Origin of the sequence: Mycolicibacterium smegmatis, assembly GCF_001457595.1 — a bacterium.
GTDB classification, from domain to species: domain Bacteria; phylum Actinomycetota; class Actinomycetes; order Mycobacteriales; family Mycobacteriaceae; genus Mycobacterium; species Mycobacterium smegmatis.
The window spans coordinates 6,390,315-6,416,665 of record NZ_LN831039.1 but is presented as its reverse complement, the minus strand read 5'-3'; the positions used below and the strand labels follow the sequence as shown (position 1 = coordinate 6,416,665).

Below are 26,351 nucleotides of genomic sequence, written 5' to 3'. Positions count from 1 at the left end.
GATGATCACCTTCACCGACGTCACCAAGCAGTACCCCGACGGCACGGTCGCGGTCGACAACCTCAACCTCGAAGTGCCACAAGGCACTCTGGCGGCGTTCGTGGGGCCGTCCGGATGCGGCAAGACCACCTCGATGCGCATGGTCAACCGGATGATCGACCCCACCTCGGGCACGCTGACGGTCAACGGTGAGGATGTCACCCAGGTCGACCCGGTGAAACTGCGCCTCGGCATCGGTTACGTCATCCAGAGTGCGGGGCTCATGCCGCACCTGCGGGTGGTCGACAACGTCGCGACCGTGCCGGTGCTGCGCGGCGAATCCCGGCGCAGCGCACGCAAGGCCGCGATCGGCGTGATGGAGCGCGTCGGGCTGGATCCCAAACTCGCCGACCGCTATCCGGCGCAGTTGTCCGGTGGTCAGCAGCAGCGCGTCGGGGTGGCCCGCGCGCTCGCGGCCGATCCGCCGATCCTGCTCATGGACGAACCGTTCAGCGCCGTCGACCCCGTGGTACGTGAGGATCTGCAGGCCGAGATCATCCGTCTGCAAGGCGAATTGCGCAAAACCGTCATCTTCGTCACCCATGACATCGACGAGGCCATCAAGCTCGGCGACAAGGTCGCGGTGTTCGGCCGCGGCGGCGTGCTGCAGCAGTACGACGCCCCGGCGCGGTTGTTGTCCAACCCGGCCAACGAGTTCGTCGCCGGGTTCGTCGGCGCCGACCGCGGCTACCGTGGCCTGCAGTTCTTCCACGCGACGGGCCTTCCGCTGCACGAGATCCGGCACGTCGCCGAGCCTCTCATCGACTCCCTCGACCTCGCGCCCGGCGACTGGGTGCTGGTGACCAAACCCGACGGTTCCCCATACGCGTGGATCAACGCCGAGGGCGTCGAGGTGCACCGCAGCGGAAAATCGTTGTACGACAGCACGATCGCGGGCGGATCGCTGTTCCGTCCGGACGGCACGCTGCGCCACGCGCTCGACGCCGCGCTGTCGTCGCCGTCCGGTCTCGGTGTCGCGGTCGACGCCGACGACCACGTGATCGGCGGCGTGCGCGCCGACGACGTCCTGGCCGCCCTCGCCGAGCAGCGACAGATCCCCGAACTCTGATGCGGTACCTGCTCACCCACCTCGACGACCTGTGGGAGCTGACGGTCATCCACCTGCGGTTGTCGCTCGTGCCGATCGTGCTGGGCCTGCTGATCGCGGTGCCACTGGGTGCGCTGGTGCAGCGCACCACGACGTTGCGACGGCTCACCACGGTCGCGGCGAGCATCATCTTCACCATCCCGTCATTGGCGCTGTTCGTGGCGCTGCCGCTGATCATCCCGACCCGGATCCTCGACGAGGCCAACGTCATCGTCGCGCTCACGCTCTACACCACCGCACTGCTGGTGCGCGCGGTCCCCGAGGCCCTCGACGCCGTGCCCGAGCACGTACGCGACGCCGCGACCGCCGTCGGCTACCGTCCGCTGACGCGGATGCTCAAAGTCGAACTGCCGCTGTCGATCCCGGTGCTCGTCGCGAGCCTGCGCGTGGTCGCGGTCACCAACATCTCGATGGTCTCGGTGGGCTCGGTGATCGGCATCGGCGGGCTGGGCACGTGGTTCACCGAGGGTTACCAGTCCAACAAGAGCAGCCAGATCATCGCGGGCATCATCGCGATCTTCGTGCTCGCGATCGTCGTCGACACCCTGATCATGCTGGCGGGCAAGCTCATCGCACCCTGGAACCGGGCGGAGGTCACCGCATGAACTTCCTGCAGCAGGCGCTGGCGTTCATCTTCACCGCCGAGAACTGGGCCGGCCCGTCGGGCCTGGGCGCGCGCATCGTCGAACACCTGGAGTACACGGCGGTCGCGGTGTTCTTCTCGGCGCTGATCGCGGTGCCGCTCGGCATGGTCATCGGGCACACCGGCCGTGGCACCTTCCTGGTGGTCACCGGCGTCAACGCGCTGCGTGCCCTGCCCACACTGGGGGTTCTGCTGCTCGGCGTGCTGCTGTGGGGGCTGGGCCTGGTGCCGCCCACGGTCGCGCTGATGCTGCTGGGCATCCCGCCGCTGCTCGCCGGCACCTACGCCGGCGTCGCCAACGTCGAACGGACCGTGGTGGACGCGGCCCGGTCGATGGGCATGACCGAGAGCCGCATCCTGCTGCGCGTCGAGGTACCCAACGCGCTGCCGCTGATCCTCGGTGGTCTGCGCACGTCGACCCTGCAGATCGTCGCGACCGCGACGGTCGCGGCATACGCGAGCCTCGGCGGGCTGGGCCGCTACCTCATCGACGGCATCAAGATCCGCGAGTTCCACATCGCGCTGGTCGGCGCCATCATGGTGACGGCGCTGGCGCTGATCCTCGACGCCGCGCTGGCGTTCGCGGTGTGGCTGTCGGTGCCCGGCGCCGGACGCCTGCGGGGCCGCCGGTCCGGTCGCGGACAGATGCCGCAGCCGTTCCTGGGCGACGAGGTGGCCCTCGAATCGCGGACACCGAATGCATCTGCAAGGAGTTCCGGAGTCGGCTACGAAGGCGGAGCGCCGTCGCATACGGTAGAAGGGTGAGTGACAAGTCGCGTTCCAGCGAGCAAACCGTCGACGACGCCTGGCCGGCGGTGTTGACCTGGCGGGCCCACGACGAGCCCAGAATGGAATCGGTTCGCGTACAGCTCCAGGGCAAGCGGATCAAGGCCTACGGCCGGATCGTGGCGGCCGCCACCGAATCGCACCCGGCGTTCTCGGCCTCCTATGACCTGGTCACCGACGAAACCGGGGCCACCAAACGCTTGTCGCTCACCGTCACCCTCGCCGAGCGTGAGCGTCAGCTCTCCATCGCGCGCGACGAGGAGAGCCAGTGGCTGGTGCAGGACCACTCCCAGACCAAGAAGTCGGACTTCGGCGGCGCACTCGACGTCGACGTGATCTTCAGCCCGTTCTTCAACGCCCTGCCGATCCGCCGGGTCGGGCTGCACACCCGCACCGACTCGGTCTCGCTGCCGGTGGCCTATGTACGGCTGCCCGAGCTGTCGGTCGAGACCGTAAACATCAGCTACAGCAGCGGCGCCGACGGCATCAAGCTGCACTCGCCGGTGGCCGAGACCACCATCACCGTCGACTCCGAAGGTTTCATCCTCGACTACCCAGGACTGGCAGAGCGGATCTGATCACCCCGCCGGCCCGCCCGGCGGCCGCGAGTTCGTCACGCCAGTTCTCATCGCCCACCACGGTCGCGATGATGTCGGGCCGCGCGAAGCTGTCGTAGCGCATCCGCGCGGCGTGGCCCGATTCCACGAGCTCGGCCACCGAACCCGTATCCGCGAGCGCAGCTCTGGCCCGGGTCAGCAGCTCGATGCCGCGATCCAGTGCCGGCAGCAGCTGCGCGGCGTTGGCCTCGCACATCGCGCGCACCAGATCAGGCGCCGAGCCCGCGACCCGCGTGCCGTCCCGGAACGAGCCCGCGGCCAGCGCGTAGGCCAGCGGGACCTCGCCGGCGATCTCGGCCATCGTCTCGGCGAACAGATGCGGCAGATGCGAGATGGCCGCTGCGGCAGCGTCGTGCTCGTCGGAGCGGGCGGGCACCACGACTGCGTGGCAGTCCAGCGCAAGCTGCGCGACCTGGGTCCACACGCCCGCGTCGACGTGATCGTCGACCGACACCACCCACGGCGCGCCGACGAACAGGTCGACGCTGCCCGCGGCCCATCCCGAGTGCGCCGTGCCTGCCATGGGGTGGCCGCCCACGAACCTCTCGAGCAGGCCGTACTTCTCGACCTCCCGCAGCACCGCGCCCTTGACGCTGATCACGTCGGTCAACGCACAGTTCGCTGCCGCGGCACGGATGTGGCCCAGCATGAGCCCGAGCGCGGGCATCGGCACGGCCAGAACGATCAGCGCATCGTCGGCAGCGGCCCTGGCCAGCGCCTTGTCGAGGTTCGCGGTGGCGTCGAACCCGTCGAACGTGGCGGCCTGCACGGCCTCGACCGACCGGTTGTAGCCAAAAACTTCCCGACCCGCCGCGGCGGCGGCGCGCATCACCGAGCCACCGATCAAGCCGAGACCCAGCACGCACACGGGAGTAGTTGTCACCCCACAAGGTTGGCACACGCTCCCATCGCGGCGGCTGGGAGATCCCTGGTCAAAATCGCTGGTCGGCGACTACCGTAGGCGCTCATGGGAGCACAGCGAGCGCCGGCAGACCTGCCCGATGGTTTCGGCGTGGCCGTTGTCCGCGAGGACGGCAAGTGGCGATGCGCGCCCATGCGCAAGAGCGCGCTCAACAGCCTGTCCGCGGCCGAGACCGAGCTGCGTGAGATCCGCAGCGCGGGTGCCGTGTTCGGCCTGCTCGATGTCGACGACGAGTTCTTCGTGATCGTGCGCCCGGCGCCGGCGGGCACCCGACTGCTGCTGTCGGATGCCACCGCGGCGCTGGACTACGACATCGCCGCCGAGGCACTCGAGAAGCTCGACGCCGACATCGAGGCCGATGATCTCGACGACGCCGACCCCTTCGAAGAGGGCGATCTGGGCCTGCTGTCGGATCTCGGACTGCCCGACGCGGTGCTCAGCGTGATCCTCGACGAGACGGATCTGTACGCCGACGAGCAGATCGGCCGGATCGCGCGCGAGATGGGGTTCGCCGAGGAACTGTCGGCAGTGCTGGACCGCCTCAATCGGTGACCCCGGAATCCCAGATCCGTGCGGCGCTGGAGGCCGCCCGCACCGCAGGACCGCGCGATGTGCCCATCGGGGCCGTGGTCTACGCGGCCGACGGCACCGAACTCGCGCGGGCGGTCAACGTCCGTGAAGCCTACGGCGACCCGGCCGGGCATGCCGAGATCGTGGCGATGCGCGCGGCGGCCAAGGTCCTCGGTGACGGCTGGCGCCTGGAGGGCGCCACGCTGGCCGTGACCGTGGAACCGTGCACGATGTGTGCAGGCGCGCTGGTCCTGGCGCGTGTGTCGCGGCTGGTGTTCGGAGCGTGGGAGCCGAAGACCGGCGCGGTCGGCTCACTGTGGGATGTCGTGCGTGACCGCAGGCTCAACCACCGGCCCGAGGTGATCGGCGGCGTGCTCGCCGACGAGTGCGCGGCTCTGCTCGAGGAGTTCTTCGCGCGCCAGCGCTGAGTTTCGTGTGGTCGAGTGTGCACTCTTGGCGGGTTGCTCGATCGAGTGTGCACTCTTGGCGGGTTGCGGGCCATTTTTCCGCCGTGGCCGCACGCTCGGTGATCACCGTGATGAGCAGCGCGATTATGGCCTCCGGCGCTCTCCCGGTAAGCTACTGCGCGGTGGCGTGTCCGAGCGGCCTAAGGAGCACGCCTCGAAAGCGTGTGTGGGGTAACCCCCCACCGAGGGTTCAAATCCCTCCGCCACCGCCAAAGCCGCCCGCCTGCCAGCGCAGGTAAGGGCGGTTTTTGCGTTTGCTGGCAAGCCGTCCGACCACGGTTTGCCCACATTTTGCCCACAACTTGTCGCGCTTCGTGAGTACCGTGCGGCGCATGGCTCAGGTTGTCCAGTACCAGACGGCGCACGGCAAGCGGTACCGCGTGCGCTACCGCACCCCCGACCGCCGACAGACCGACCGGCGCGGATTCAAGACCAAGCGGGAGGCCGAGGCGTTCGCCGCCGAGGTGGAGGTCTCCAAGATGCGCGGCGAGTACGTCGCCCCGTCGCTCGGACGGGTGACGGTGGGCGAGCTGTCGGCCGACTGGTTGGCGCGTAAGGAACACGCGACCGCGCGTTCTCACTACCGGATGCTGGAGTCAGCGTGGCGGGTCCACGTCGCCCCGCGATGGGCGTCGGCGACCGTCGCTGATATTGACCAGCTCGGCGTAGAGGCGTGGATCACCGGCATGGTGCGCGGTGGCGCGGGTTCGACCACGGTGCTGCGCGCGCACGGCGTCCTGTCGGGCATCCTGGCCGACGCCGTGAAGGGCAGGCGGTTGGTGGCCAACCCGGCCAAGGGTGTCGGCAATCTGCCGCGTAAGACGGCGCGCCGCCACGTCTACTTGTCAGCCGACGACGTGGCGCGGCTGGCCGACGAGTGCGGCCAGCATCGCGCGCTGGTGCTCACGCTGGCCTACACGGGCATCCGGTGGGGTGAGGCTGTCGCGCTGCGCGTGCGTGACGTGGAGTTCCTGCGGCGTCGGCTGTCGATCCACGAGAACGCCGTGCAGCTCGGCGTAGAACACGCTGTAGGGCCGACCAAGGGCCGTACGGCGCGGTCGGTGCCGGTTCCGGCGTTCGTACTTGATGAGCTGTCGGTGCTGTGCGCGGGCAAGACTCCCAACGATCTGGTGTTCAGCGCGGCCGGTGACGGGTATCTGCCACGCCCGAAGTCGGACGGGGGATGGTTCGCTGCCGCCGTGAAGCGCGCCGGGGTGCAGGCCGTCACTCCGCACGATCTCCGCCACACCTGCGCGTCGCTGGCTGTCTCGGCAGGCGTGAACGTGTTGGCGCTTCAGCGGATGCTTGGCCACAAGTCCGCCAAGGTCACGCTGGACACCTACGCCGACCTGTTCGACGCCGACCTTGACGACGTTGCGGCCGCGCTGGATCGTGCGCGTGGCGGGCACAAGACGGACCCGGAGGTAGTGCGCGACACGCCGAACTGAGCAACACGCCGAACCAATTTCGCTGTCGCCGCACTCGGATTCGCTGTCAGCGTCTGTCGTATCTCTGGCAGCCATTGTCAGCAACTGTCAACCTACGAAGGCGCCGAAAACTGTTCGTGCGCAACGTCTCTCACGGGAAGCGTGCCACGCTCGGTATTACGCTGGTGATCGTGGCTGAAGAACGAATCTCAGGGCTGATCAAAACTGACCAGGCCGCCGAGTACCTGAGCACTACCCCCGCGCGCTTGGCGAATATGCGCTACTTGGGTGAAGGCCCGAAGTACGTGCGAATCGGCCGCAGCGTCCGCTACAGACTCGCCGATCTGGACGAGTTCATCGCCGCCAACGTGCAGAACGCGGGCCGCTGACACCGTGACCGACGCCCGAATTCCGGAACGGTGGTTGAATGACCGCCGCCTGCAACGGCTCTCAGCCGAGCACTACAGGACGTTCGTCAACGCGCTGCTGTGGTCGGTCACCAACCGCACCGATGGCCGGATCGAACGCGAGGACGTTGGACTCATCCCGCATTGGTCGGCCAACGCCGCTAAGGCGTTCGTGGACGCCGGACTGTTCACCCCGCAGTCGGACGGCTGGTTGATCACCGACTACGCGGCCACCCAGACCGCCCGCAGCGAGCTGGAGACCTTGGAGAGGATTCGGCAGCGGGAGCGGGTGAAGAAGGCCAAGCAGCGCGCTGAGAAGTTGGCGGGGGGTGCCGACGACGAGGACAGTCCCGGGGATGACGACGGGGACAGTCCCGGGGAAGCGTCCCCGGGGACAGCACAGGAAGGAAGGAAGGCAGGCAATGAAGGGGAGCGGGTACCAACGGCTGCCGGTTTGCACGGTCCTCCGTCGCTCACCGAGTTGCCGAAGTGGCGCGGCGCTGGACCGAATCCCTTTGAGGAGTACGCATGAGGACTGAGCCGGGATGGGACGACGAGGCACCGGCCGCAGTGTTCGCCGTTGTCGTCCGTGCCGCTGAGCTTGCTGCCAACGGCCTCGCTGACGCAGCGTCGAACGTCATGGCCGACTCCGCAAGTGAATCGGCGTGGCTGCGTATCGCCGCCGTGCGCACGCTGGCCGGTTTGTTGGCCGGTCCCGACGCCGCCGTACGCTTCGACAAGTTGCGCGCCGATGTGCACGCGCTGGCCACCGCGACCGGCGCACCCGACGAGCAAGCACGCCTCAGCCTTGCCGCCATCGCCCTAGCCGAGGCGTACGAACGCGGTGCCATCGGACGCTGTAACGAGCTGATGAGCATGGCCGAGTTCGCAGACCTGGACATCGCGCACGCCGCCGCTGTCATCGCCGGGCACGTCGTCGCCTATCTCGCCGGAGACCAAAGCGGCGCGCTGTTCGCGGTGTTGCGTCGGCGTCACGGGCTGGAGGGCGCACCGTGAGCCGTGTTCACCCGGCCCGCGTCCCGGCGTCGGGCGTGGTCGGTCTACTTGCCGTTGTGCTGACCGGGGTGCCGCGCTTGGACGGTGCCGCGTGTGTCGGCGTGCGTGGCCGTTTCCATGAGGCTGAGCGCGGCAGCCGGATTCGGATTGCCGAGTGCATTGCCGTGTGTCGCCGTTGTCCCGCTAAGGCCGAGTGTGGCCGGTGGGCTGACTCTGAGCCTGATCTTGTCGGCGTGGTCGCGGGCGAGTTCCGAGGTGGTGTACGCGCAGAACTAGAAGATCGTGACGAACATGCGGTAGTAGTTGCAGACCATGAACTCCGGGGAGTTCGTCGAGATGTCCAGCTTCATCCAGAAGTTGCGGTTCACGATCACCAGCAAGACGACCTAGACCGAGCCGTAGCGGAGGCTCTGCCATGACCGAAATTGACTTGACCGGCGTCGGCGAGCACAGACCCGACCACCGACGCGGCCTACTAGTGTTGGCTCACTTGCCCGACGCCGTGCAGCGTGCCGAGGATGCCACGGCATATGCCGACTACGAGAACCGGCACTACCGCGCCAGCGTGACCCGAACGCGGCCCGCCACGCCCACCGAACGTGCACTACTGCGCCATATCGGCTACACGGTGCCCGACGACCTGACGACCGTCGTGGAATGGCTGTCCAACGGCGTCCGCCGCAGAACATGGCCAACCCTGGAGGAACAAAACCCATGACCATCTCTGACACGAAAACGCCGGCACGACAAGACAATCCGCCCGACAGCCACACGGCCGGCGAAAACGCACCGACCGGCACCGATGACGACCATACGCCGACGAGCGAACTTGACGAGACGACGCAAAATCAGGACGAGGGCGGCAGGGCGAACCGGGAGGCCAGGTATCGGCGCGAGCGCAACGAGGCGCGCCGCGAGCTGGACGAGCTGCGCGACACCCTGCAACGCACCCGCGCGGCCATCGTGGAGAACGCTGTGCAGGCAGCAGGTCTAGACCCGCGCTTACTCACAGCAGCCGGGCACACCGTAGACAGCCTCGTCGGTGACGACGGTTTGATCGACGGCACCAAGTTGTCCGAGGCCGTCACAGCCACCGCACGAGAGTTCCGCGTGCCACCCAAGGGCCGACCGCCCCAACCGAACCGGCAGCAAGGCACTGGCAGCGGACAGCCGCCCGGTAAAGCGTCCTGGAGTAAGGCACTCAAAGGCCGCTAGACTGGCTGTCGCGGTTGGTGTTCCGGCCCGTGGCCCGCATCCGCTGCACGTACGCCCCGAGGGCATCCCGGCCTGATCTGCGGTCACCGGGCAAGTCACATCAGACCACGCTCACCTTCGGAGGCATTCATGCCCTTGCTCACCGCTAACGGCGCGGCCATACTGGCGCCCCAAGATGTCCAAGACCTCGTTGTGCAGCCGCTCATCCGCGCGTCTGTCGCCACGCAGGTCTCCACCGTCGTGGAGACCGCTTCGCACAGCACAAGGTTTCCCATCGTTGTCACTGACGCACAGAACAATTGGGTAGCGGAAGGACAGGAAATCCCGGTCACTGACCCGGATTTGGAAGAGCTGGTCGTTACTCCGGCCGGCCTCAAGTCGCTCGTTGTGGTCTCCAACGAACTCCTGGCCGACTCCGATCCGAGCGCGTTGCAGGTGGTCGGTGAGGGTCTGGTGAGAGACCTCCGCATCAAGCTGGACGCGGCCTATTTCGGTGACAGCGTGGCCAACGGCCCGGACGGTGTCGAAAGCTTGACCAACGTGCAGGAGACCACGCTCACCTTTGACGGCAGCTTGGACGTGTTCGCCGAGGCAGTCAGCCTCGCCGAGAACGTCGGCGTGCTCGCCACCAACGTCGTGGACGGCTTGTCCAACATGGCCTTGGTCGGCAGCCCGACCGATGTCCTGGCCGTGGCGACAAGCAAAGTCACGGCCGACAGCAACCAGCCGCTACTTGGACCTGACGCGACGCGAGCCACGGGCCGCAGCGTGCTCGGCGTGCCGCTGTACAGCTCGCCCGCCGTCACCGCTGGCGCAATGTGGCTCATCCCCCGGGACAAGTGCTTCGTCGTGATCCGGCAGGACGCCGAGGTGATCGCCGACAGCTCGTTCGCGTTCTCCAGCGACCGCACGGGCATCCGCTGCGTGCTGCGCGTCGGCATCGGGTTCCCCCATCAGCAGGCCGTCGTGCGCGTCGGCATGGAGGGAAGCTAAGACCTGCCCGGAGGTGTCGCCAACCGGCTACTCCAACCCTCCGGGACAGTGGTGCCGCTGCCCGTCGTGGTCACCCGCCAACGGCGGGCAGCGGTGCCTGTAGCCGACATTTGCCCCGGGGGAGACCTCCTCCCCCCGCCATCGAGTCGCGGGCGCGCTGCGCGCTGGCTTCCCTTTCGGACAAGTCTGCGGTTTTCGCGTCTAATCTCGTCCCCATGGGGGGGACGTTCAGCGATCTCAAGGCACAGTTCGACCCGGTCAACCGGAAGAGGAAGGGCGATCAGTTCGAGATCGTCTGCAAATGGTTCCTCGAAAACGACACAGGCCAATACAAGCAGTTGCTGCGTCGGGTGTGGTTGTGGAAGGACTGGCCAGGTAACTGGGGTATCGATGCTGGCATCGACCTCGTTGCGGAAGACACCGAAGGCCGGCTGTGGGCTATTCAGGCCAAAGCATACGAGAACACGGTGACCAGAACCGAGGTGAACAAGTTCCTCGCGGAAGCGGGCCGGTTCGACTTCGCTTACCGAATGCTGATGGCGACGACCGACAAGTTGTCTCCAACCGCACAGCGCACGATGGAGGACCTCGGGGTCACCTTCATCGGTCTGACAGAACTAGAGGACTTCACCGAGTGGCCAGCCAAGCTGACAGACCTGCGTCCAGCCAGAGTGCCCGAGCCGCGCGAGCCACACGATTACCAACAGGACGCGATCAGGGACGTGATCGAGGGGTTCAAGACCGCTGATCGTGGGCAGCTGATCATGGCGTGCGGCACCGGCAAGACCCTGACGGCGTGGTTCATCAAAGAGGAATTGGCCGCCACACGCACCCTCGTCTTGGTGCCATCACTATCGCTGCTGAAGCAGACGATGAAGGAGTGGCGAACCGCCAACATCAAACGTCCTTTCGATGCGCTGCCGGTGTGCAGTGATGAGACCGTCGCGCTTGACGAGGACGCAGCGATTTCCCACACCAGCTATCTCGGAGAGCCAGCGGACACTGACCCGGAAGTTATCGCGGCGTTTCTGCGGAAGCGGTCGGGGCCACGCGTCGTCTTCGCCACCTACCAGTCCTCACCCCAGATCGCCGCCGCTTTCAAGTTGGGCCGGGTGCCCCAGTTCGATCTAGTGATCGCCGACGAGGCACACCGAGTCGCTGGGCCGGTGTCCTCCGACTTCGGCACCGTGCTCAACCCCAAGGCGATCAGGGCGAAGCGGCGGCTATTCATGACGGCGACGCCGCGCTACTTCACCGGGCGCATACTTCGCCAGGCTCAAGAGGCGGACTACGAGGTCGCGTCGATGGACGACCAGATCAAATTCGGGAACGTGTTTCATCGGCTGAGCTTTGCGGAGGCCATCGAACGCAAGCTACTCACTGATTATCAGGTGGCAATCATCGGTGTCGATGACGCGACCTACCGCGATTGGGCTAAACGCGGTCTACCTGTCAGGCTGAGTGACGAGACGCCTACGGATGCTCGTTCACTGGCGGGGCAAATCGGCTTGGCCAAGGCGATGCGCAAGTACGATCTGCGTCGGTTGATCAGCTTCCACAGCCGCGTCAGGGCGGCCAGAAAGTTCGCTGAGTCGATGCCCGGCGTGCTGGAGTGGATGCCTGCCCGGCAACGCCCTAGAGGTAGCTTGTGGTCCCAGCACGCCTCGGGGGAGATGTCGGCGGGCGAACGCCATGTCCTGCTCCAGCATCTGAAGAGACTCGGTGACGGTGAGCGCGGCCTGCTTGCCAATGCCCGCTGTTTGGCCGAGGGCGTTGATGTGCCCAGTCTCGACGGCGTGGCCTTCATCGACCCGCGGCGCTCCGAGGTGGACATCGTGCAGGCTGTAGGTCGCGCGATTCGAAAGTCCGAGACCAAAACAATTGGCACCGTTGTCATCCCTGTGTTTATCGACCCCGACGAAGATGCTGATGCCGCACTGGACTCCTCGGCCTTCAAACCGGTTTGGGATGTCATCAAAGCTCTCAGAGCGCATGACACCGAACTCGGTGAGCATCTTGACGCCCTGCGACGGGAAATGGGACGCAAGGGAAGCAAACCTCGGCTTCCGAGCAAGATTCACTTCGATGTGCCAGCCACTGTGGGCACAGAATTTGTCAACGCATTCAAGGTCCATATGGTGGATGCGACCACCGCACCGTGGGAGTTCTGGTTCGGGCTGTTGACAAAGCATGTTGCTGAGCATGGTCATGCCCGTCCCTCGTACACGTCGTTGGATGGCGACAATAGGCTCGCGGCCTGGGTGACGAAGCAGAGATCACACCGCAACAGTGGGAAACTATCGCAAGAACGCCAACTGCGACTTGAGGAGCTGTCTGGTTGGACGTGGAATCCGCGTGACGACCTGTGGGAGGAAGGCTTCGCCAGGCTTCAAGATTACGTAGCGCAGAGCGGTACTGCTCTCATTTCAAAAGACGCCACGGTCAACGGATTTCAGGTCGGCGCATGGGTCACTACCCAACGTTCCGCATATAAGAAGGGGGGCCTCCCCGCAGAGCGGATACAGCGGTTAGAGGCACTGCCCGGTTGGACGTGGAGCACGCGGGATGACAAGTGGCCCTTCTGGTATGAGCAACTGAAAAAGTACGTCGCCGAGCACGGCCATACGCGATTAGCCGCATTGGAAAAATATGACGGACTCCGACTTGGGCAGTGGGTGGCGCAACAGCGATACCACCGCAATAGGGGCGACCTTGATCCCGCTCGTGCTCGCCTTCTTGAGGAATTCCCCGACTGGACTTGGGACGCTCTCACAGACCAGTGGGAGCAAGGTTTCCGCCACCTTCAGGAGTACGTCCAGCGCCATGGTGACGCCATGGTGGCGCAGAAGTTCAAGTCCGCCGAGGGCTACAAACTAGGCCAATGGGCCACCATCCAGCGTACGGTCTACCGCGACGGCCAGATGAGCAAGGAACGTCAGGCACGGTTGGAGGCACTACCAGGCTGGGCTTGGGAAGCGCGCGAATCACGTTGGGAAGAAGGGTTTCGACGCCTTCAGGCGTACACCGAGGCGCACGGCACGGCACGATTGGTGCGGACATATGTCGACCCTGCGGACGGATACCAGCTCGGGAAGTGGGCCTACTCGCAGCGCTCGTCGTTTTCCAGGGGGCGGTTAGGACCGGACCGGACCGCCCGCTTGGAGGCACTGCCTGGCTGGGTATGGGGCATACACGATGCCTTGTGGGAGGGCAACTACCAAAAGCTTGCGGAATACGCAGCTGCACATGGGAGCTGCGCACCGACAAAGTCCTCGGATTCCGACGGCTTTCGAATCGGTGGCTGGGTCAATCAGCAACGCACCCTGAAAAACAAGGGCAAATTGCGCGCCGACTACGCAGCTCGGCTTGAGGCGCTCCCCGGTTGGGTGTGGGCAGTGAACGATTCGAAGTGGGAGGAGGGTTTCCGCCAACTTGTCGACTACACGGAGCATCATGGCACCGCTCAAGTACCCGCGAGGCATCACCATGACGGATACCCGCTGGGTTCATGGGTGCCTAAGCAACGGGACTTCTACCGGGCCGGGACGCTTAGCGAAGAGCGTGCGCGACGCTTAGAGGCTCTGCCGGGCTGGTCCTGGGACCCGCACGCCGAAAAATGGGAGCGAGCATTCATGCTCCTTCGGGAGTACACCGCCGAACATGGCACCTCGCGGGTCCCGCAGAGTTACACCGTCGACGGCGTCCGACTCGGTTTTTGGATTGCGACCCAGAAGGGGACCTACGCCAAAGGTCGGCTCGATCCCGCGCGTCAGCGCAGGCTTGAGGAGCTGCCGGGGTGGACCTGGACCACCCTGTCCCACGATGTCTGGGAGGAGAGGTTCGTGATGCTGGAGAAGTTCACTGCGCGGGAGGGACACGCGCGTGTGCCGCAGAGGCATGTCGAACAAGGAGTACGACTCGGACAATGGGTCAGTGTCCAGCGACACGACGCAGTCTCTGACGTAATTGCACCGGAACGACGCGAGCGCCTGGAGGCGTTGCCTGGCTGGGCATGGGACAGCAAGGCTGCTGTGTGGGATGGCAATCTTGCGTTGTTTGTCAACTATGTGAAGCAGCACAAGACCGACCGAATTCCCCGCTCGGAAGTCGTCAATGGCGTGAAGCTCGGACAATGGGTTCATGTCCAGCGGCGATTTTTTGCCCAGGGGAAGCTGAGTCGGGATCGACAGAAGCGGTTGGAGGCTGTACCCCATTGGGCCTGGGAGTAGCCGCTGGGACGAGGCACTGCGTGCCCGCTACCCGACGGCGCTCCGCCCTCCGAGAGCGTTCTCTGGCCAGTCGTTTCCATCAGCTTTCGCAAGTGCAACGAGGTGGTCATGCGACCCAACCGGCGCGCTTGTCGCGGAGCCGACAAGCACAGGCCCATACGGCGCGACGTGGGTGTGACTGTGCTTCATTGACACGCGGGTTGTCCGCCTCTGTCTATCTTTGTCGGTCTCGGCTGATACCTCTGTGTCATGCTTGCGCGCATGTCGGTTACCTCGATGCTCGACCGCGAGGTCTACCTGTATGCGGAGGTAGACAGGCTGATCGGCCTCTCGGCAGGCACGGCCCGCCGCTGGATCAACGGCTATCAGCGCAGCGGCACCGCTTACCCGCCGATTCTGCGTGTCGCGCCGCGTGACACGGAATGGGCGACGTGGGGCGAGTTCGTGGAGACGCGAATTCTCGCCGAGTACCGCAACCTGAACATCCCGACTGCGCGGCTGCGCGCCGCTATCGACGGGCTGCGCCGTATTTACGGCCTTGACTATCCGCTAGCGCACCTGCGTCCCTATCTGGCCGTCCATGCCCGTGACCTGACGATCAGCGGCGAAGAGGTCGGTCTGTCTGAGGATGAGATGGTGGTCCGCACCGGCCAGCAGCTGTTATTTGGCTCAGGCAGGGAGCTGATATTGCACGCTTCCTTGGCGCAGGACGAACGGGGCGAGAAGGTCGTGAGCGAGCTACGGCCTGATCGTGACTTCCCCGAGATCGTGATCAGCCCCGACCGCTACAGCGGGCAGCCGACCTTTATCGGAAGGCGTGTATCGGTGGCCACAATCGCGGGGATGGCCAACGCGGGGGAACGCCACGAAGACCTCGCCGCCGACTACGGGCTGAGCATGGAGCAGGTTCAGGCAGCCATCGACTACGTCAAGAAGTACAAGCTGGCTGCGTAGTCAGGCGACGGGCATGGACCTGGACCAGGTGACCTACGTCGTTGACGAGAACCTGCTGCGCCTAGGTAACGGGCTTGTGGCGGTGCGGCGTGACACGGCGCGGTTCAGTCGCCCGCCAGTGGATGAACTTCTATACGCCGGGATTTTGGATCCCCATTGGATACCTGTCGTCGGTGACCGGGGTTGGATCGTGGTCACCAATGACAAGCGACTCCGCACCCGCCCGACTGAGGCAAGTCTTGCGATCACACACAAGCTCAAAACCGTGCACTTGCACGGCGACATCGGCACAAGGCCAGCCTGGGAACAGCTCGTTAGGCTGACTGCTCGATGGGAGGCCGTCGAACGTCAGGCCGCAATCGACGGCCCGTGGTGGCTATCGCTGCGCCGCGACCGCGCCGTGGTCATGCGGTACGAGCCGGGCGCGCCTGAACGGGTATGAGCGGCAAGCGGTCGACGACACGCCGCGTGCCCACAATCTGCCCACAATTTGCCCACGGTTACAGGTAACCGTGGTGATCCCCAGTTATGACGGCATGCAGGTAGAGACGCTTTTGATCCTCTGACCTGGTAGCTGAATAGGGTTCAAATCCCTCCGCCACCGCCATAAGAACTCCCCACCTGACGTGGGGAGTTTTTTCATGGGTCGGCGGGCGTCAACCGAAGGACCGGGATGCGGCGCACGCCCTCGGCCCGCTTCTCGTACGCAACCCAGCCTGGATACAGCCGGCTGGCGGCAAGCGCGTACAGCCGGTCCCGTTGAGGGCCATCGACCTCGCGGGCGACGAACCGCCCACCGCGTCGCCCGACATACAGTTCACACTCCGGGTGTGCCCGCAGGTTGTGATACCAGCCGGGGTGGCGGGCCTGACCGTAGTTGGACGCGATCAGCACCACATCGTCACCGTCGGTGAAGTACGCCAGCGCGGTCTGGCGCGTCTTGCCGCTGCGCGCACCGGTCGAGGTCAGCACGGCGATCGGGATTCCCACGCTGAGGCGGGCCCGACCACCGGTGGCCTTGATCAGCGGAACCTCGTACGGCATCGCGATTTTGCGCCAGATCGCCGACGCCCGCGCGGTGGCCAGCACCTTGCCGCCGAACCACCAGGCCAGGTCGCGTTTCCAGCGAGGCCGCGTTTCCAGGTCGACGCGGGGTATCCCGTGGAGCTTGTCATCCATGACTCATCCGCGGCCACGGCGCGAACGGGTTCTTCACATTCCGCAGGACCGGTTCGAGCGTGGGGTAGTGGCGCAGCAGCACCGACGTCATGGTGTTGTCGGCGATCCACGCCATGCCCTCGGGTGTGTAGACCTGCGGTGTGAAGTCCACGGTGTAGAACCGGTCGCTCTTGAGCCGGCGCGTCGCCATCAGCACGAAGATGCGGAACGCGGTGTCGCTGAACCCGAAGCCCGCCGGCAGTTTCTCGCCGAACATGCCGACCATGGTGTCGACCTTCTCGATGTCGCCGCCGTAGATCTCGCGCATCCGGTCCGCGGTCGCCTGGTCACCGCCGCTGATCTCCTCGAACGACGTCGCGGGCTTCAGGCGCAGTTGACGACGGAACTCGTTGTAGCGCGGCACACCTCGCTCGCGTGAGCGCAGGATGTCGACGGCGATCAGGTCGATCAGGTGCGTCTCGGACTGGAACTGCCGCATGAACTTCGGGCTGTTGTGCAACGTGACCGCGCCGGGATGTGCGACGCCGAGCGAGTACAGGCAGTCCACGATGCCCAGGCGTTTGAGCACACCGCGGGCATTGGCCACACCGTGCAGGTCGGTGAACGAGAGTTCTTGTGGCGCAGTATCTCCCGCCAGGGACAAAAAGGTGTAGTCGTCGGGGATCAGCGGGTGCATGCGGTACACCGTGACGAAGTCCTCGGTGATCGAATAGGCGGCCGAGTGGTGTTCGGTGTCCGAACCCGGGATACCGCTGATCAGATCGCTCGTGCCGATCCGTCCGACCAGTTTCCCGACGGCTTCACCGGCCAGGCCGAACCAGTTGGCGCGCATACCGATGTGCAGCGTCGGATGGGCGAGGATCGCGGGGGTCCATTCGACGGTGTGGATCTTGGCGATCAGGGCCGCGTTGATCAGGCGGGCCTTGTTGAAGATCTGCTCACCGGTCCACTCGGGGTACGCCGCACGCAACCGGTCGCAGATCGCGTTGTGCTCGCGCATGAAGATCGTGCCCATGAGCTCGGAGCCCACCCACCAGCCGTCCGCCGCGCCGGAGGCCTTGATGACCTCGGGTGCGACGCCGATGAACCCGTCGCCGTCGATGAGCACCTTCCCGTCGTCCGAGTCGGTACGGATCAGCTTCTGGGCCTGCGGGCTGTTGCCGTAGATCTGTGACGCATCCCACCAGTGGGTCTCGCGGTTGATGAACGTCGTGTGGCCCGGCGCGGAATCCGGGTCGGCAGGCGTGGCGGGTACGTCGATGGTCGCGCCGTTCCACTCGTGGTCGCCCTCGGGCACCGGGATCTTGTGGATCCGATTGGCGTCGGTGCCGTGGCTGAACCAGTCGTGGGTTTCGAACTGCAGCCACGCCGCGGCCAGCACGTTGAGTGTGGTGGCCGGGCGGAATTCGTCGCGCAGCAGCAGTTCGGTGCTGATGAGCCGGGGGTTGGGGTCCATCAGGTGCGGCATCTGCTCGGGGCGGCCCTTCGACGGCGCGACGTTGCGGCCGAAGCGCGTGTTCGCCATGCCCATCGACGGATCGGACAGGTCGTTGTAGGAGCCGTCGGGCGTGCGGTTGGTGAGGTACTCGGCCGGGGAGTACTGCGTCTGAGGCCGCGGCGGGTCGCCCTCGTAGGAATCGAAGAGGTTGTGCTCGCGCAGCGCGTCGCGGATCCCCACCAGCACACTGATCCCGAGCCACGCGGGCAGCTTGTCCCAGCCGATCCGCCGGTCGACGGTCTCACTGAGTTTGATGAACGACCGCATCAGCAGTGCGCGCATTGCGGCCTCCTTTCCAGGCGGTGACGGCCAGCGCGGTGTTGACCGCGGAGATGACGATGCTCGTGATGCCGGGCCTGCGACCGAGGTCACCGCGCACGGTGGTGACAGCGGCCGCAACAGTGTCCGACGCATGAATCAGCACAGCGAGTCGCTCGGCCCGCCGGAGGTCGGCGCCGCGGAGCAGGAGCAGGTCGAGGCCGATCAGCACCGTGCGGATGCCGAACATCCGGAACGGGTAGGTGCCCGCGCGGTCGACGGCGGTGTCGACGCCGAGGCGTCCGAGCAGTTTTTCGGGAGCCAGAAGCCCTGCCGCGCCGTTGGCGATCCGGATCACCGCGAGCGTCTTGCGCGCAGCAGTGCCCTTGTGCACCCGCCACCTCCCGTGGTCGATCGGTTGTGGCTCGATCGTGGCGTTTTCTCGTGCGGGACAAACGAGTAGTCGGCTACTCGTTTTCCGGCACGCCGCAGTGGATATCAGCGTTGAATGAACCGGATGCAGCTCATGTCGCCGACCGATTCCATGTTCTTGATCGCGGAGTCGCGGGAGCACCCGATGCATGTGGGCGGTCTGGCGCTGTACGACCCGCCCGACGATGCAGGCCCGGAGTTCGTGCGTGAGTTGTACGAAGAGATGGTCAGGCACACCGACTTCCAGCCGGTGTTCCGCAAGCATCCGGCGACCCTGCTCGGGGGTATCGCCAACGTGGGCTGGACTCTCGACGACGAGGTCGACCTCGACTACCACCTGCGGCGTTCGGCGCTGCCGTCGCCGGGACGCCCGCGCGAGCTTCTCGAACTGACCTCACGTGTGCACGGCACGCTGCTCGACCGGCATCGCCCGCTGTGGGAGGCCTACCTCATCGAGGGTATGGCCGACGGACGCTTCGCGGTGTACACCAAGGTGCACCACTCGCTGATCGACGGGGTGTCGGCGATGAAGCTCGTCGAACGCACACTGTCCGAGGACCCGAGCGACACCACGGTCCGGGTGCCGTGGAACCTGCCGCGGCGCGAATCGTCGCGCAGGGCGGGCTCGTCGTCGTTGGCGCGCACCGCGACCGGCGCCGCGACGTCACTGGCGGCGCTGGCGCCGTCGACGATCAGGCTGGCGCGTGCGGCGCTGCTCGAACAGCAGCTCACGTTGCCGTTCGGTGCGCCAAGGACCATGTTCAACGTCAAGATCGGCGGGGCCCGCCGCGTCGCGGCGCAGTCGTGGCCGCTGGAGCGGTTGCGTCGCATCAAGGCGGTCACCGGGGCAACGATCAACGACATCGTGCTCGCGATGTGTGCGGGTGCGCTGCGCGCCTATCTCGCCGAGCAGGACGCGCTGCCGGACCGGCCGCTGATCGCGATGGTGCCGGTGAGCATGCGCAGTGAACACGAGGCCGACGCCGGCGGCAACATGGTCGGCTCGATCCTGTGCAGCCTGGGCACCGACGTGGAGGATCCGGCCGACCGGCTCGCGGTGATCCGCCGCTCGATCACCGACAACAAGAGGGTGTTCTCCGAACTGCCGCGCCTGCAGGCGCTCGCGTTGTCGGCGCTGCTGATCGCCCCGCTCGGGCTCACCACGGCGTTCCCCGGATTCGTCGACGCCACCGCGCCGCCGTTCAACCTCGTGATCTCCAACGTGCCGGGACCCAAGAAGCCGCTGTACTGGCGTGGGGCCCGCCTGGCGGGCAACTACCCGCTGTCGATCGCGCTGGACGGGCAGGCCCTCAACATGACCGTGGTGAGCAACGCCCACAACCTGGATTTCGGGTTGGTGGGCTGCCGGCGCAGCGTGCCGCATCTGCAGCGGCTGCTGGGCCACCTGGAGACCTCGCTGAAAGACCTCGAGACGGCCACAGGCGCCTGACACCTGTTTTGGCTAGACCAAATAGGAAAGGTCACGCAAAATGGTCGCCGTGACGGAAAGCGGTGATCCGGGCCAGTCGCCGGAACTCGGCCGGATGCGGATCCTCGACGCGAAACCGGTGAACCTCGACGGTTTCAGCGTCCCCGACCCCGATCTGGGTCTCGCGGCGATGAGCAGTCCCCACGATCCGCAGCCTTCGCTGGTGATCCGCGACGGCCGCGTGGTCGAGATGGACGGCAAGGCCGCCGAGGACTTCGACGTCATCGACGAGTTCATCGCACGCTACGGGCTGGACCTCGACGTGGCGCCCGAGGCCATGGCAATGAGTGACATCGACCTGGCGCGCATGGCCGTCGACATCAATGTCCCGCGCGCCGAGGTGGTGCGCCTGATCGCGGGGACGACGCCGGCCAAGCTCGCCAAGGTGATCGCGGTGCTCACGCCCGTGGAGATGCAGGCCGCGATGGCCAAGATGCGGGCGCGCCGCACGCCCAGCAACCAGGCCCACGTCACCAACCAGCTCGACGATCCGCTGCTGATCGCCGCAGACGCCGCCAGCGCGGTGGCCTACGGGTTCCGCGAGGTCGAGACGACGGTGCCGGTGCTGGCCGACGCGCCGTCGAATGCCGTTGCGCTGCTGATCGGTTCACAGGTAGGCGTGCCCGGCGCGATGGCGCAGTGCTCGATCGAGGAGGCCCTCGAACTGCGCCTGGGCCTGCGCGGGCTGACCAGTTACGCCGAGACGATCTCGATCTACGGCACCGAGCAGGTGTTCGTCGACGGCGACGACACCCCGTTCTCCAAGGCCATCCTCACCTCGGCGTACGCGTCGCGCGGGCTCAAGATGCGCGTCACCAGCGGCGGCGGCGCCGAGGTGCTCATGGGCGCGGCCGAGAAGTGCTCGATCCTGTACCTCGAATCCCGTTGTGTCTCACTGGCACGCGCGCTGGGTTCGCAGGGCGTGCAGAACGGCGGCATCGACGGTGTCGGTGTGGTGGCCTCGGTGCCCGACGGCATGAAGGAGCTGCTCGCCGAGAACCTCATGGTGATGATGCGCGATCTCGAATCGTGCGCGGGCAACGACAACCTGATCTCGGAATCAGACATCCGCCGCAGCGCCCACACGCTGCCCGTGCTGCTGGCCGGCGCCGACTTCATCTTCTCCGGATTCGGCTCGATCCCGCGCTACGACAACGCGTTCGCGCTGTCGAACTTCAACTCCGACGACATGGACGACTTCCTGGTACTGCAGCGCGACTGGGGCGCCGACGGTGGACTGCGCACGGTGCCCGCCGATCAGCTCGCCGCGGTGCGCAGGCGCGCGGCGCGTGCGGTACAGGCCGTCTACCGCGATCTCGGGCTCGCCGACTTCGACGATCAGCACATCGAGAACGTGGTGGCCGCCAACGGATCCCGCGACCTGCCGCCGGGGGATCCGAAGGCCGTACTGGAGGCCGCCAACGCGATCGAGGCCAAGCAGCTCACGGTGTTCGATGTGGTGGCCTCGCTCAAACGCACCGGTTTCGATCCCGAGGCCGAGGCCATCATGCGGCTGACGGCCGAGCGGATGCGTGGTGACCAGTTGCAGACCTCAGCGATCTTCGACGAGCAGTTCCGGGTGTTGTCGAAGATCACCGATCCCAACGACTACGCCGGGCCCGGAACGGGTTACACACTCAGCGAGCAACGCCGCGCCGAGATCGACAACATCCGCCAGCAGCGCAGTGCCGCCGAACTCACCGCCGATCAGGCCGAGCACGCCGGGCACATCACGGTCACCGAGATCGAACCGGCGCGGCAAGGCAGCGATCCCCGCGAGGTGTGCATCGGTCTGTCGCCTGCGCTGGGGCGCAGCGTGTGGCTGTCGTTGTGCGGCCTGCCGATCGGTGAGGTGATCCGCCAGATCTCGGCCGGCCTGGAGGAGGAGGGCTGCGTGCCGCGGTTCGTGCGTGTGCGGTCCACCATCGATGTCGGCCTGATCGGGTTGACCGCGGCCAAACTGGCCGGCTCGGGTATCGGAATCGGCTTGCAGGGCAAGGGCACCGCACTGATCCACCGCCGCGACCTGGCGCCGCTGGCCAACCTGGAGTTGTTCAGCGTCGCGCCGTTGCTCACCGCGCGCAACTACCGCGAACTGGGCCGCAACGCCGCACGCCACGCCAAGGGCATGGCCCCGGTGCCGATCCTCACCGGCGGCACCGACGAGTCGATCTCGGCGCGCTACCATGCCCGCGCGGTCGCATTGGTGGCGCTGGAACGTCAGGCCAGCGAACCCGGCGAGGCGCCGGTCACGGTGGAGGTGCGCAGGCCATGAACGACAAGTTCACAGACAAGTACACCGTGGCGGCCGCTGTCGACGGCAAGCTCGACTTGTCCGATCTTCGGATGGACCCCGCGGTGCTGGCACACCAGGCCGTGATCGCCGAGGAGAACGGCAACCCACAACTCGCCGAGAACTTCCTGCGCGCAGCCGAACTCGCGACCATCGACGACGAGGACGTGATGCGGCTCTACGAGGCGCTGCGTCCGTACCGGTCGAGCGCGGAGGATCTCGACGCGCTGCAGGCGTCACTGGAATCGCGTGGCGCGGCGCGCTGCGCCGAACTCGTGCGGCAGGCCGCCGAGGCCTACGCGCGGCGGGGCCTGCTGCGGTGATCCCCGCCGGCCTGATCGCCGGTATCGACGTCGGCAACCACACCACGGAGATCGTGCTGGCCCGCGTGACCGACGGAACCGTGCACCCCGTCGGGCACGGACAGGCGCCGACCCGCGGACGCAAGGGATCCCGCGAATCACTCGAAGGCGCGGCGGCACTGCTGCACCGTCTGGAGGTGGACCTACAGGTACGTGCCGAGATGCTCGTGCTCTCGGCGATCCGCCCGGTCGACACCGAGACCGCACCGCTGGCACCGGCGACCGTACCCCACGCACCGGTGCGCAGCCTGCGCAGGCCCGACGCCAGCACGCCCGCGGGCAGCGGCTACGCCGTGGGTCGCCACGTGCCGCTTGCGGCGCTCAAACACGACGATCGCCACGACGCGGTCATCGTCTCGGTCGACGCCACAACCGATTTCGAGGACGCCGCGGCCGCGATCACCGACGCGGTGGGCAAGGGCGCCAACGTCGTCGGGGTGCTGGCCGCCCAGGACGACGCCGTGCTGATCCGCAACCGCATCCCGATCGACGTTCCCGTGGTCGACGAGGTCGACCTGGACGGCTTGGCTCCTGATGTGCTGGTGGCGGTCGAGGTGGTCGCCGAGGGGCGTGCGTACCGCGCCCTGGCCGATCCGATCGCGGTGTGCGCCGCGCTGCAGCTCGGCCACGAGAACCTGCGCGACATCGCCGAATTCACCAGAGAGCTCGCGGATTCCCCGGCGATCGCCCTCACACCCCGCACCCGTCCGCCCCAACCACCCGCACCCGACGACGACTACGTCGAGTTCGCGCGCGACGGCGAGCAGGTACGGTACCCGCCCGCGCAAGCCCACACGATCCTGCGCCGCGAACCGCCGGGCAGCGTGGTGAGGATCCGGTTGCGGTCGGTGCCCACAGCCGATCACGAGATGGCCGTCGACGACGCGTTCTTCACCGATCTGGCGGCGCTGGACAACGGCACGTGGCTGCGCCGCGGCGTGGCCGACGCGAGTGGCACCGTGGTGGCACTGCTGGCGGCCGACCACGTCGCCGACGCCGCGGCGACGCTCGCCGAACTCACCGGGCGCCCGGCGCGCACGCTCGCCTCCGAACCCGAGGCCGCCGCGCGCGGCGCCCGCACCACACCCGGCCTGCCACCCGATTCGGTGGTGTGCGATATCGGCGGCGGCACAATCGATCTGGTCGGTGCCGAACGGACCGTCACCGCGGCGGGCGCAGGCGAGACCATCACGGTGGCGGTCGCGAAGATGCTCGGCATCCCCAGGGCCCTGGCCGAGCGCGTCAAGCGCACACCGGCCATCCGGGTCGAGGGCCCGCACGTCGCACACGAGGAGGACGGGCGGCGCTTGTTCCTCGACGCCCCGGCACCGGCCGAGGCCATCGGACGCCTGTGCACCAGGGGCACCGCAGGTCTGGTCCCGTTCTCCAGCCGGCTGGCTGCAGAGGAGTGGCGCAGCCTGCGGCTGGCCATCAAGCAGGAGACCGTGGCGGCCAACATCGCGCGCTGCATGAAGGCGTTCGAGAAACCGCCGACCGCGCTGGTGCTGGCCGGCGGCGGTGCCCTCGACGACGAATTGCTGCGTACCGTCGGTGAATCCCTGCGGACCGCGGGGGTTGTGGTGGGCCGCGCCAACATCGACGGTGTGCACGGCCCACGGTTCGCGGTGGCCTCAGGTCTGGTGCATCTGTACGCCGAATCAGCCGGCGAGCGCGGGGCGCAGGAAGTCTCCTGAGATCGCGACGGCCGGTGCCGACGAGTCGCCGCCGACCACCAGCGTCGCGAACGCGATGTCGCCCGCGATGCCCGCGAACCAGCCGTGCGAGTGCGTGTTGTCGCCGAATTCCGCCGTGCCGGTCTTGCCGCCCAGGTCGGGGATGTCGCTCAACGCGGTGGCCGTGCCCTCGGTGACCGTTCCGCGCATCATCGCGCGCAGCGCGTCGGTGATGTTGGGCGGCAACGGCACCGACGGGGTGTCGGCCGTGGTCTTCTCGCCGTCGACCAGCGTCGGCAGGATCGTCGAACCGTGCGCCAGGCTGGCCTCGGCGACGGCGAGGCCGAACGGGCTGACGGTCACGGTGCCCTGGCCGATGCCGTTCTCGACACGCTGGGCGGCGTTGTCGGCGTTGGGGACACGGCCGGTCACGGTGGTCAGGCCGGGCACCATGAAGTCGACGCCGATCCCGAAGTCCTTTGCCATGTCGGTCAGTGCGTTGGGCGGCAGCTCGTCGGACAGGGCGGCCATGCTGGTGTTGCAGGAGTGCGAGAACGCCGACGACAACGGCACGGTGCCCAGGTCGAAGTTGTCGTCGTTGGGGATCGTGCGGTTCTCGATGGTGAGCTCACCCGGGCAGGCCACCGGTGTGTCCGGGGTGGCCAGGCCCGCGTCGAGGGCTGCCGCCGTGGTGATGGTCTTGAACGTCGACCCCGGCGGGTACAGGCCCGAAAACGCGATCGCACCTTGCGGATCGGCGGCCGGGTTCTGTGCGGCGGCCAGGATGCCCCCGGTCGATCCGGAGATCGCGACCACCACGGCCGGGCGGGTCTCCTTGGCCACGGCCTGCTGCGCGAGCAGTTGCATGCGCAGGTCCAGCGTGGTGCGCACGGGCCCGGTGTCCTTGGGCGGCGTGGACGTGAGCTGTTGTGCGGGTGCACCGTCGGCGTCGACCAGGTACACCGACCAGCCCGCGTTGGCGGTGATCCGGTCGTGCCACAGCTCGTCCAGGCCGCTGATGGCGGGCGAGGACAGCTGCCGGTCGGCGGTGAGCAGCTCACCCTGCTCACGCACGGTCACGCCGGGGATCTGCGCGAGCTGATCGCGCACCTGACCCAGATCGTCCTCGCGCAGCTTCATCACCGTCACGCGGTCATCGGTCGTCGAATTGAGTTGTGCGGTGACCGATTCGGTGGTGGTGGTCGGATCGAAGGGCGCCAGCAGGGCGGCGAGCGGTGCGGCCGACTCCGGATGTGCGCGTTCGACAGTGATGACACCGACGGTCTGCCATGTCATCAACGGCTGGCCGGTGCGGTCGAGCACCGGGGTCTGCAATTCGCTGTCCTCGCTGTACTGGAAGCGCAGATCCGGGGTGAGGTCGCGGTGCAACACGGTGGGGGACCAGGTGATCAGCCAGTCGTCACCGGATTTGGCCGCCGTCGCGGTGGTGTCGTAGCCGAAGTCGCGGCCCTCACCCCAGGTCCACGTGTACTTCAGCGTCGCGCCCGCGTCGTCGCCTTCCTCGGGTTCGGCGGCCACCGAGACGTTCGCGGCGTCGCCCATCCCGGCCAGCATCGCGGTGATGGCCGCCTCCGCGGCCGCCGGATCGCTGGTCTGGGCGGCCGCCGCGGCCGCATCCTTGCGGCCCAGCGCCTCGGCGAACGCCGAGAACCGGTCGGCCGGATCCGGGGACGACGAACATCCGACGACCGATATGAACAGACCGACAACCAGGAGCCACGTCAGAGCGGGACGTAAGTGCATGCCCCCAGC

At 66.8% G+C, this 26,351-nt stretch carries 25 protein-coding genes, 1 tRNA gene and 1 pseudogene; 22 read left to right on the top strand and 5 right to left on the bottom strand.

Going from position 1 to position 26,351, the window contains the following annotated elements; genetic code table 11:
* Window position 1 precedes the first annotated feature (1 nt).
* Genes AT701_RS31035 through AT701_RS31020 form a run of 4 tightly spaced genes read left to right on the top strand, consistent with a single transcriptional unit; the run spans window position 2 to window position 3,154 of the window.
* A complete protein-coding gene (locus tag AT701_RS31035; protein WP_011731211.1) occupies window positions 2–1,108 on the top strand; it encodes an ABC transporter ATP-binding protein in 1,107 nt (368 codons plus the stop codon).
* Complete coding sequence (locus AT701_RS31030; protein WP_058127221.1) at window positions 1,108–1,752, top strand: ABC transporter permease; 645 nt, start codon at window positions 1,108–1,110, stop codon at window positions 1,750–1,752. The genes AT701_RS31035 and AT701_RS31030 overlap by 1 nt, the downstream gene beginning before the upstream one ends.
* Window positions 1,749–2,555 (top strand): ABC transporter permease, encoded by an 807-nt coding sequence (locus tag AT701_RS31025; protein WP_011731209.1) that lies wholly within the window; start codon window positions 1,749–1,751, stop codon window positions 2,553–2,555. Before AT701_RS31030 ends, AT701_RS31025 begins: the two co-directional genes overlap by 4 nt.
* Entirely contained in the window at window positions 2,552–3,154 is a 603-nt protein-coding gene (locus AT701_RS31020; protein WP_014878619.1) for a putative glycolipid-binding domain-containing protein, read from the top strand. The genes AT701_RS31025 and AT701_RS31020 overlap by 4 nt, the downstream gene beginning before the upstream one ends.
* On the opposite strand, the gene AT701_RS31015 is transcribed toward AT701_RS31020, so the two are convergent.
* Window positions 3,117–4,061, bottom strand: coding sequence for a prephenate dehydrogenase (locus tag AT701_RS31015; protein WP_003897747.1), 945 nt, complete (start codon window positions 4,059–4,061; stop codon window positions 3,117–3,119). The two genes, AT701_RS31020 and AT701_RS31015, sit on opposite strands and share 38 nt — an antisense overlap.
* 99 nt (window positions 4,062–4,160) lie before the next feature.
* Between AT701_RS31015 and AT701_RS31010 the strand changes: the two genes are divergently transcribed.
* The 14 genes and pseudogenes from AT701_RS31010 to AT701_RS30950 all read left to right on the top strand — a co-directional run bounded on the left by AT701_RS31010 (window position 4,161) and on the right by AT701_RS30950 (window position 15,836).
* A complete protein-coding gene (locus AT701_RS31010) occupies window positions 4,161–4,667 on the top strand; it encodes a tRNA adenosine deaminase-associated protein (RefSeq protein ID WP_011731207.1) in 507 nt (168 codons plus the stop codon).
* Window positions 4,664–5,113 carry a nucleoside deaminase gene (locus AT701_RS31005; RefSeq protein WP_003897745.1) on the top strand — a complete coding sequence of 150 codons (450 nt, stop codon included), beginning with the start codon at window positions 4,664–4,666 and terminating at the stop codon, window positions 5,111–5,113. Before AT701_RS31010 ends, AT701_RS31005 begins: the two co-directional genes overlap by 4 nt.
* Window positions 5,114–5,273: 160 nt before the next feature.
* Window positions 5,274–5,364: transfer RNA gene (locus tag AT701_RS31000), tRNA-Ser, on the top strand.
* A 120-nt stretch (window positions 5,365–5,484) separates the two neighbouring features.
* Window positions 5,485–6,600 (top strand): tyrosine-type recombinase/integrase, encoded by a 1,116-nt coding sequence (locus AT701_RS30995; RefSeq protein ID WP_058127220.1) that lies wholly within the window; start codon window positions 5,485–5,487, stop codon window positions 6,598–6,600.
* A gap of 170 nt (window positions 6,601–6,770) precedes the next feature.
* On the top strand, window positions 6,771–6,968 hold the full coding sequence (locus AT701_RS30990; RefSeq protein WP_223495871.1) for a helix-turn-helix transcriptional regulator: 198 nt from the start codon (window positions 6,771–6,773) through the stop codon (window positions 6,966–6,968).
* Window positions 6,969–6,972: 4 nt separating this feature from the next.
* On the top strand, window positions 6,973–7,518 hold the full coding sequence (locus AT701_RS30985; RefSeq protein ID WP_058127219.1) for a hypothetical protein: 546 nt from the start codon (window positions 6,973–6,975) through the stop codon (window positions 7,516–7,518).
* Complete coding sequence (locus tag AT701_RS30980; protein WP_058127218.1) at window positions 7,515–8,003, top strand: hypothetical protein; 489 nt, start codon at window positions 7,515–7,517, stop codon at window positions 8,001–8,003. The genes AT701_RS30985 and AT701_RS30980 overlap by 4 nt, the downstream gene beginning before the upstream one ends.
* Window positions 8,000–8,188, top strand: a pseudogene (locus AT701_RS36185) (hypothetical protein); the annotation flags it as partial. The gene AT701_RS30980 and the pseudogene AT701_RS36185, both read left to right, overlap by 4 nt.
* Before the next feature lie 230 nt (window positions 8,189–8,418).
* Window positions 8,419–8,721 (top strand): hypothetical protein, encoded by a 303-nt coding sequence (locus AT701_RS30975; RefSeq protein WP_157892594.1) that lies wholly within the window; start codon window positions 8,419–8,421, stop codon window positions 8,719–8,721.
* Window positions 8,718–9,218 carry a hypothetical protein gene (locus tag AT701_RS30970; RefSeq protein ID WP_058127216.1) on the top strand — a complete coding sequence of 167 codons (501 nt, stop codon included), beginning with the start codon at window positions 8,718–8,720 and terminating at the stop codon, window positions 9,216–9,218. Before AT701_RS30975 ends, AT701_RS30970 begins: the two co-directional genes overlap by 4 nt.
* 129 nt (window positions 9,219–9,347) lie before the next feature.
* Window positions 9,348–10,211: a phage major capsid protein gene (locus tag AT701_RS30965; RefSeq protein WP_223495869.1), complete on the top strand. Its 864-nt coding sequence runs from the start codon at window positions 9,348–9,350 to the stop codon at window positions 10,209–10,211.
* A gap of 215 nt (window positions 10,212–10,426) precedes the next feature.
* Window positions 10,427–14,440: a DEAD/DEAH box helicase gene (locus AT701_RS30960; RefSeq protein ID WP_058127214.1), complete on the top strand. Its 4,014-nt coding sequence runs from the start codon at window positions 10,427–10,429 to the stop codon at window positions 14,438–14,440.
* A gap of 249 nt (window positions 14,441–14,689) precedes the next feature.
* Window positions 14,690–15,394, top strand: coding sequence for a DUF433 domain-containing protein (locus AT701_RS30955; protein WP_058127213.1), 705 nt, complete (start codon window positions 14,690–14,692; stop codon window positions 15,392–15,394).
* 13 nt (window positions 15,395–15,407) lie between these two features.
* Window positions 15,408–15,836 (top strand): PIN-like domain-containing protein, encoded by a 429-nt coding sequence (locus AT701_RS30950; protein ID WP_058127212.1) that lies wholly within the window; start codon window positions 15,408–15,410, stop codon window positions 15,834–15,836.
* 197 nt (window positions 15,837–16,033) lie between these two features.
* Here the strand turns inward: AT701_RS30950 and AT701_RS30945 are convergent, their stop codons facing one another.
* The 3 genes from AT701_RS30945 to AT701_RS30935 are packed head-to-tail and all read right to left on the bottom strand — an operon-like array spanning window position 16,034 to window position 18,723.
* Window positions 16,034–16,573 (bottom strand): nitroreductase family deazaflavin-dependent oxidoreductase, encoded by a 540-nt coding sequence (locus tag AT701_RS30945; protein ID WP_011731206.1) that lies wholly within the window; start codon window positions 16,571–16,573, stop codon window positions 16,034–16,036.
* Entirely contained in the window at window positions 16,566–18,353 is a 1,788-nt protein-coding gene (locus AT701_RS30940; protein WP_011731205.1) for a peroxidase, read from the bottom strand. Before AT701_RS30940 ends, AT701_RS30945 begins: the two co-directional genes overlap by 8 nt.
* Window positions 18,313–18,723 (bottom strand): hypothetical protein, encoded by a 411-nt coding sequence (locus AT701_RS30935; protein WP_011731204.1) that lies wholly within the window; start codon window positions 18,721–18,723, stop codon window positions 18,313–18,315. Before AT701_RS30935 ends, AT701_RS30940 begins: the two co-directional genes overlap by 41 nt.
* A gap of 123 nt (window positions 18,724–18,846) precedes the next feature.
* Here AT701_RS30935 and AT701_RS30930 point away from each other — a divergent pair, with 123 nt between their 5' ends.
* The 4 genes from AT701_RS30930 to AT701_RS30915 all read left to right on the top strand — a co-directional run bounded on the left by AT701_RS30930 (window position 18,847) and on the right by AT701_RS30915 (window position 24,599).
* A complete protein-coding gene (locus AT701_RS30930; RefSeq protein ID WP_014878617.1) occupies window positions 18,847–20,211 on the top strand; it encodes a WS/DGAT/MGAT family O-acyltransferase in 1,365 nt (454 codons plus the stop codon).
* Window positions 20,212–20,305: 94 nt separating this feature from the next.
* Window positions 20,306–22,525 carry a propanediol/glycerol family dehydratase large subunit gene (locus AT701_RS30925; protein WP_014878616.1) on the top strand — a complete coding sequence of 740 codons (2,220 nt, stop codon included), beginning with the start codon at window positions 20,306–20,308 and terminating at the stop codon, window positions 22,523–22,525.
* Complete coding sequence (locus AT701_RS30920) at window positions 22,522–22,866, top strand: diol dehydratase small subunit (protein ID WP_003897740.1); 345 nt, start codon at window positions 22,522–22,524, stop codon at window positions 22,864–22,866. Before AT701_RS30925 ends, AT701_RS30920 begins: the two co-directional genes overlap by 4 nt.
* Window positions 22,863–24,599 (top strand): diol dehydratase reactivase ATPase-like domain-containing protein, encoded by a 1,737-nt coding sequence (locus tag AT701_RS30915; protein WP_011731201.1) that lies wholly within the window; start codon window positions 22,863–22,865, stop codon window positions 24,597–24,599. Before AT701_RS30920 ends, AT701_RS30915 begins: the two co-directional genes overlap by 4 nt.
* Here AT701_RS30915 and AT701_RS30910 read toward each other — a convergent pair.
* The gene (locus AT701_RS30910) at window positions 24,564–26,342 is read right to left on the bottom strand and encodes a penicillin-binding transpeptidase domain-containing protein (RefSeq protein ID WP_011731200.1); all 1,779 of its coding nucleotides are present in this window, start codon (window positions 26,340–26,342) and stop codon (window positions 24,564–24,566) included. The genes AT701_RS30915 and AT701_RS30910 overlap by 36 nt on opposite strands.
* Between the last annotated feature and the right edge of the window lie 9 nt (window positions 26,343–26,351).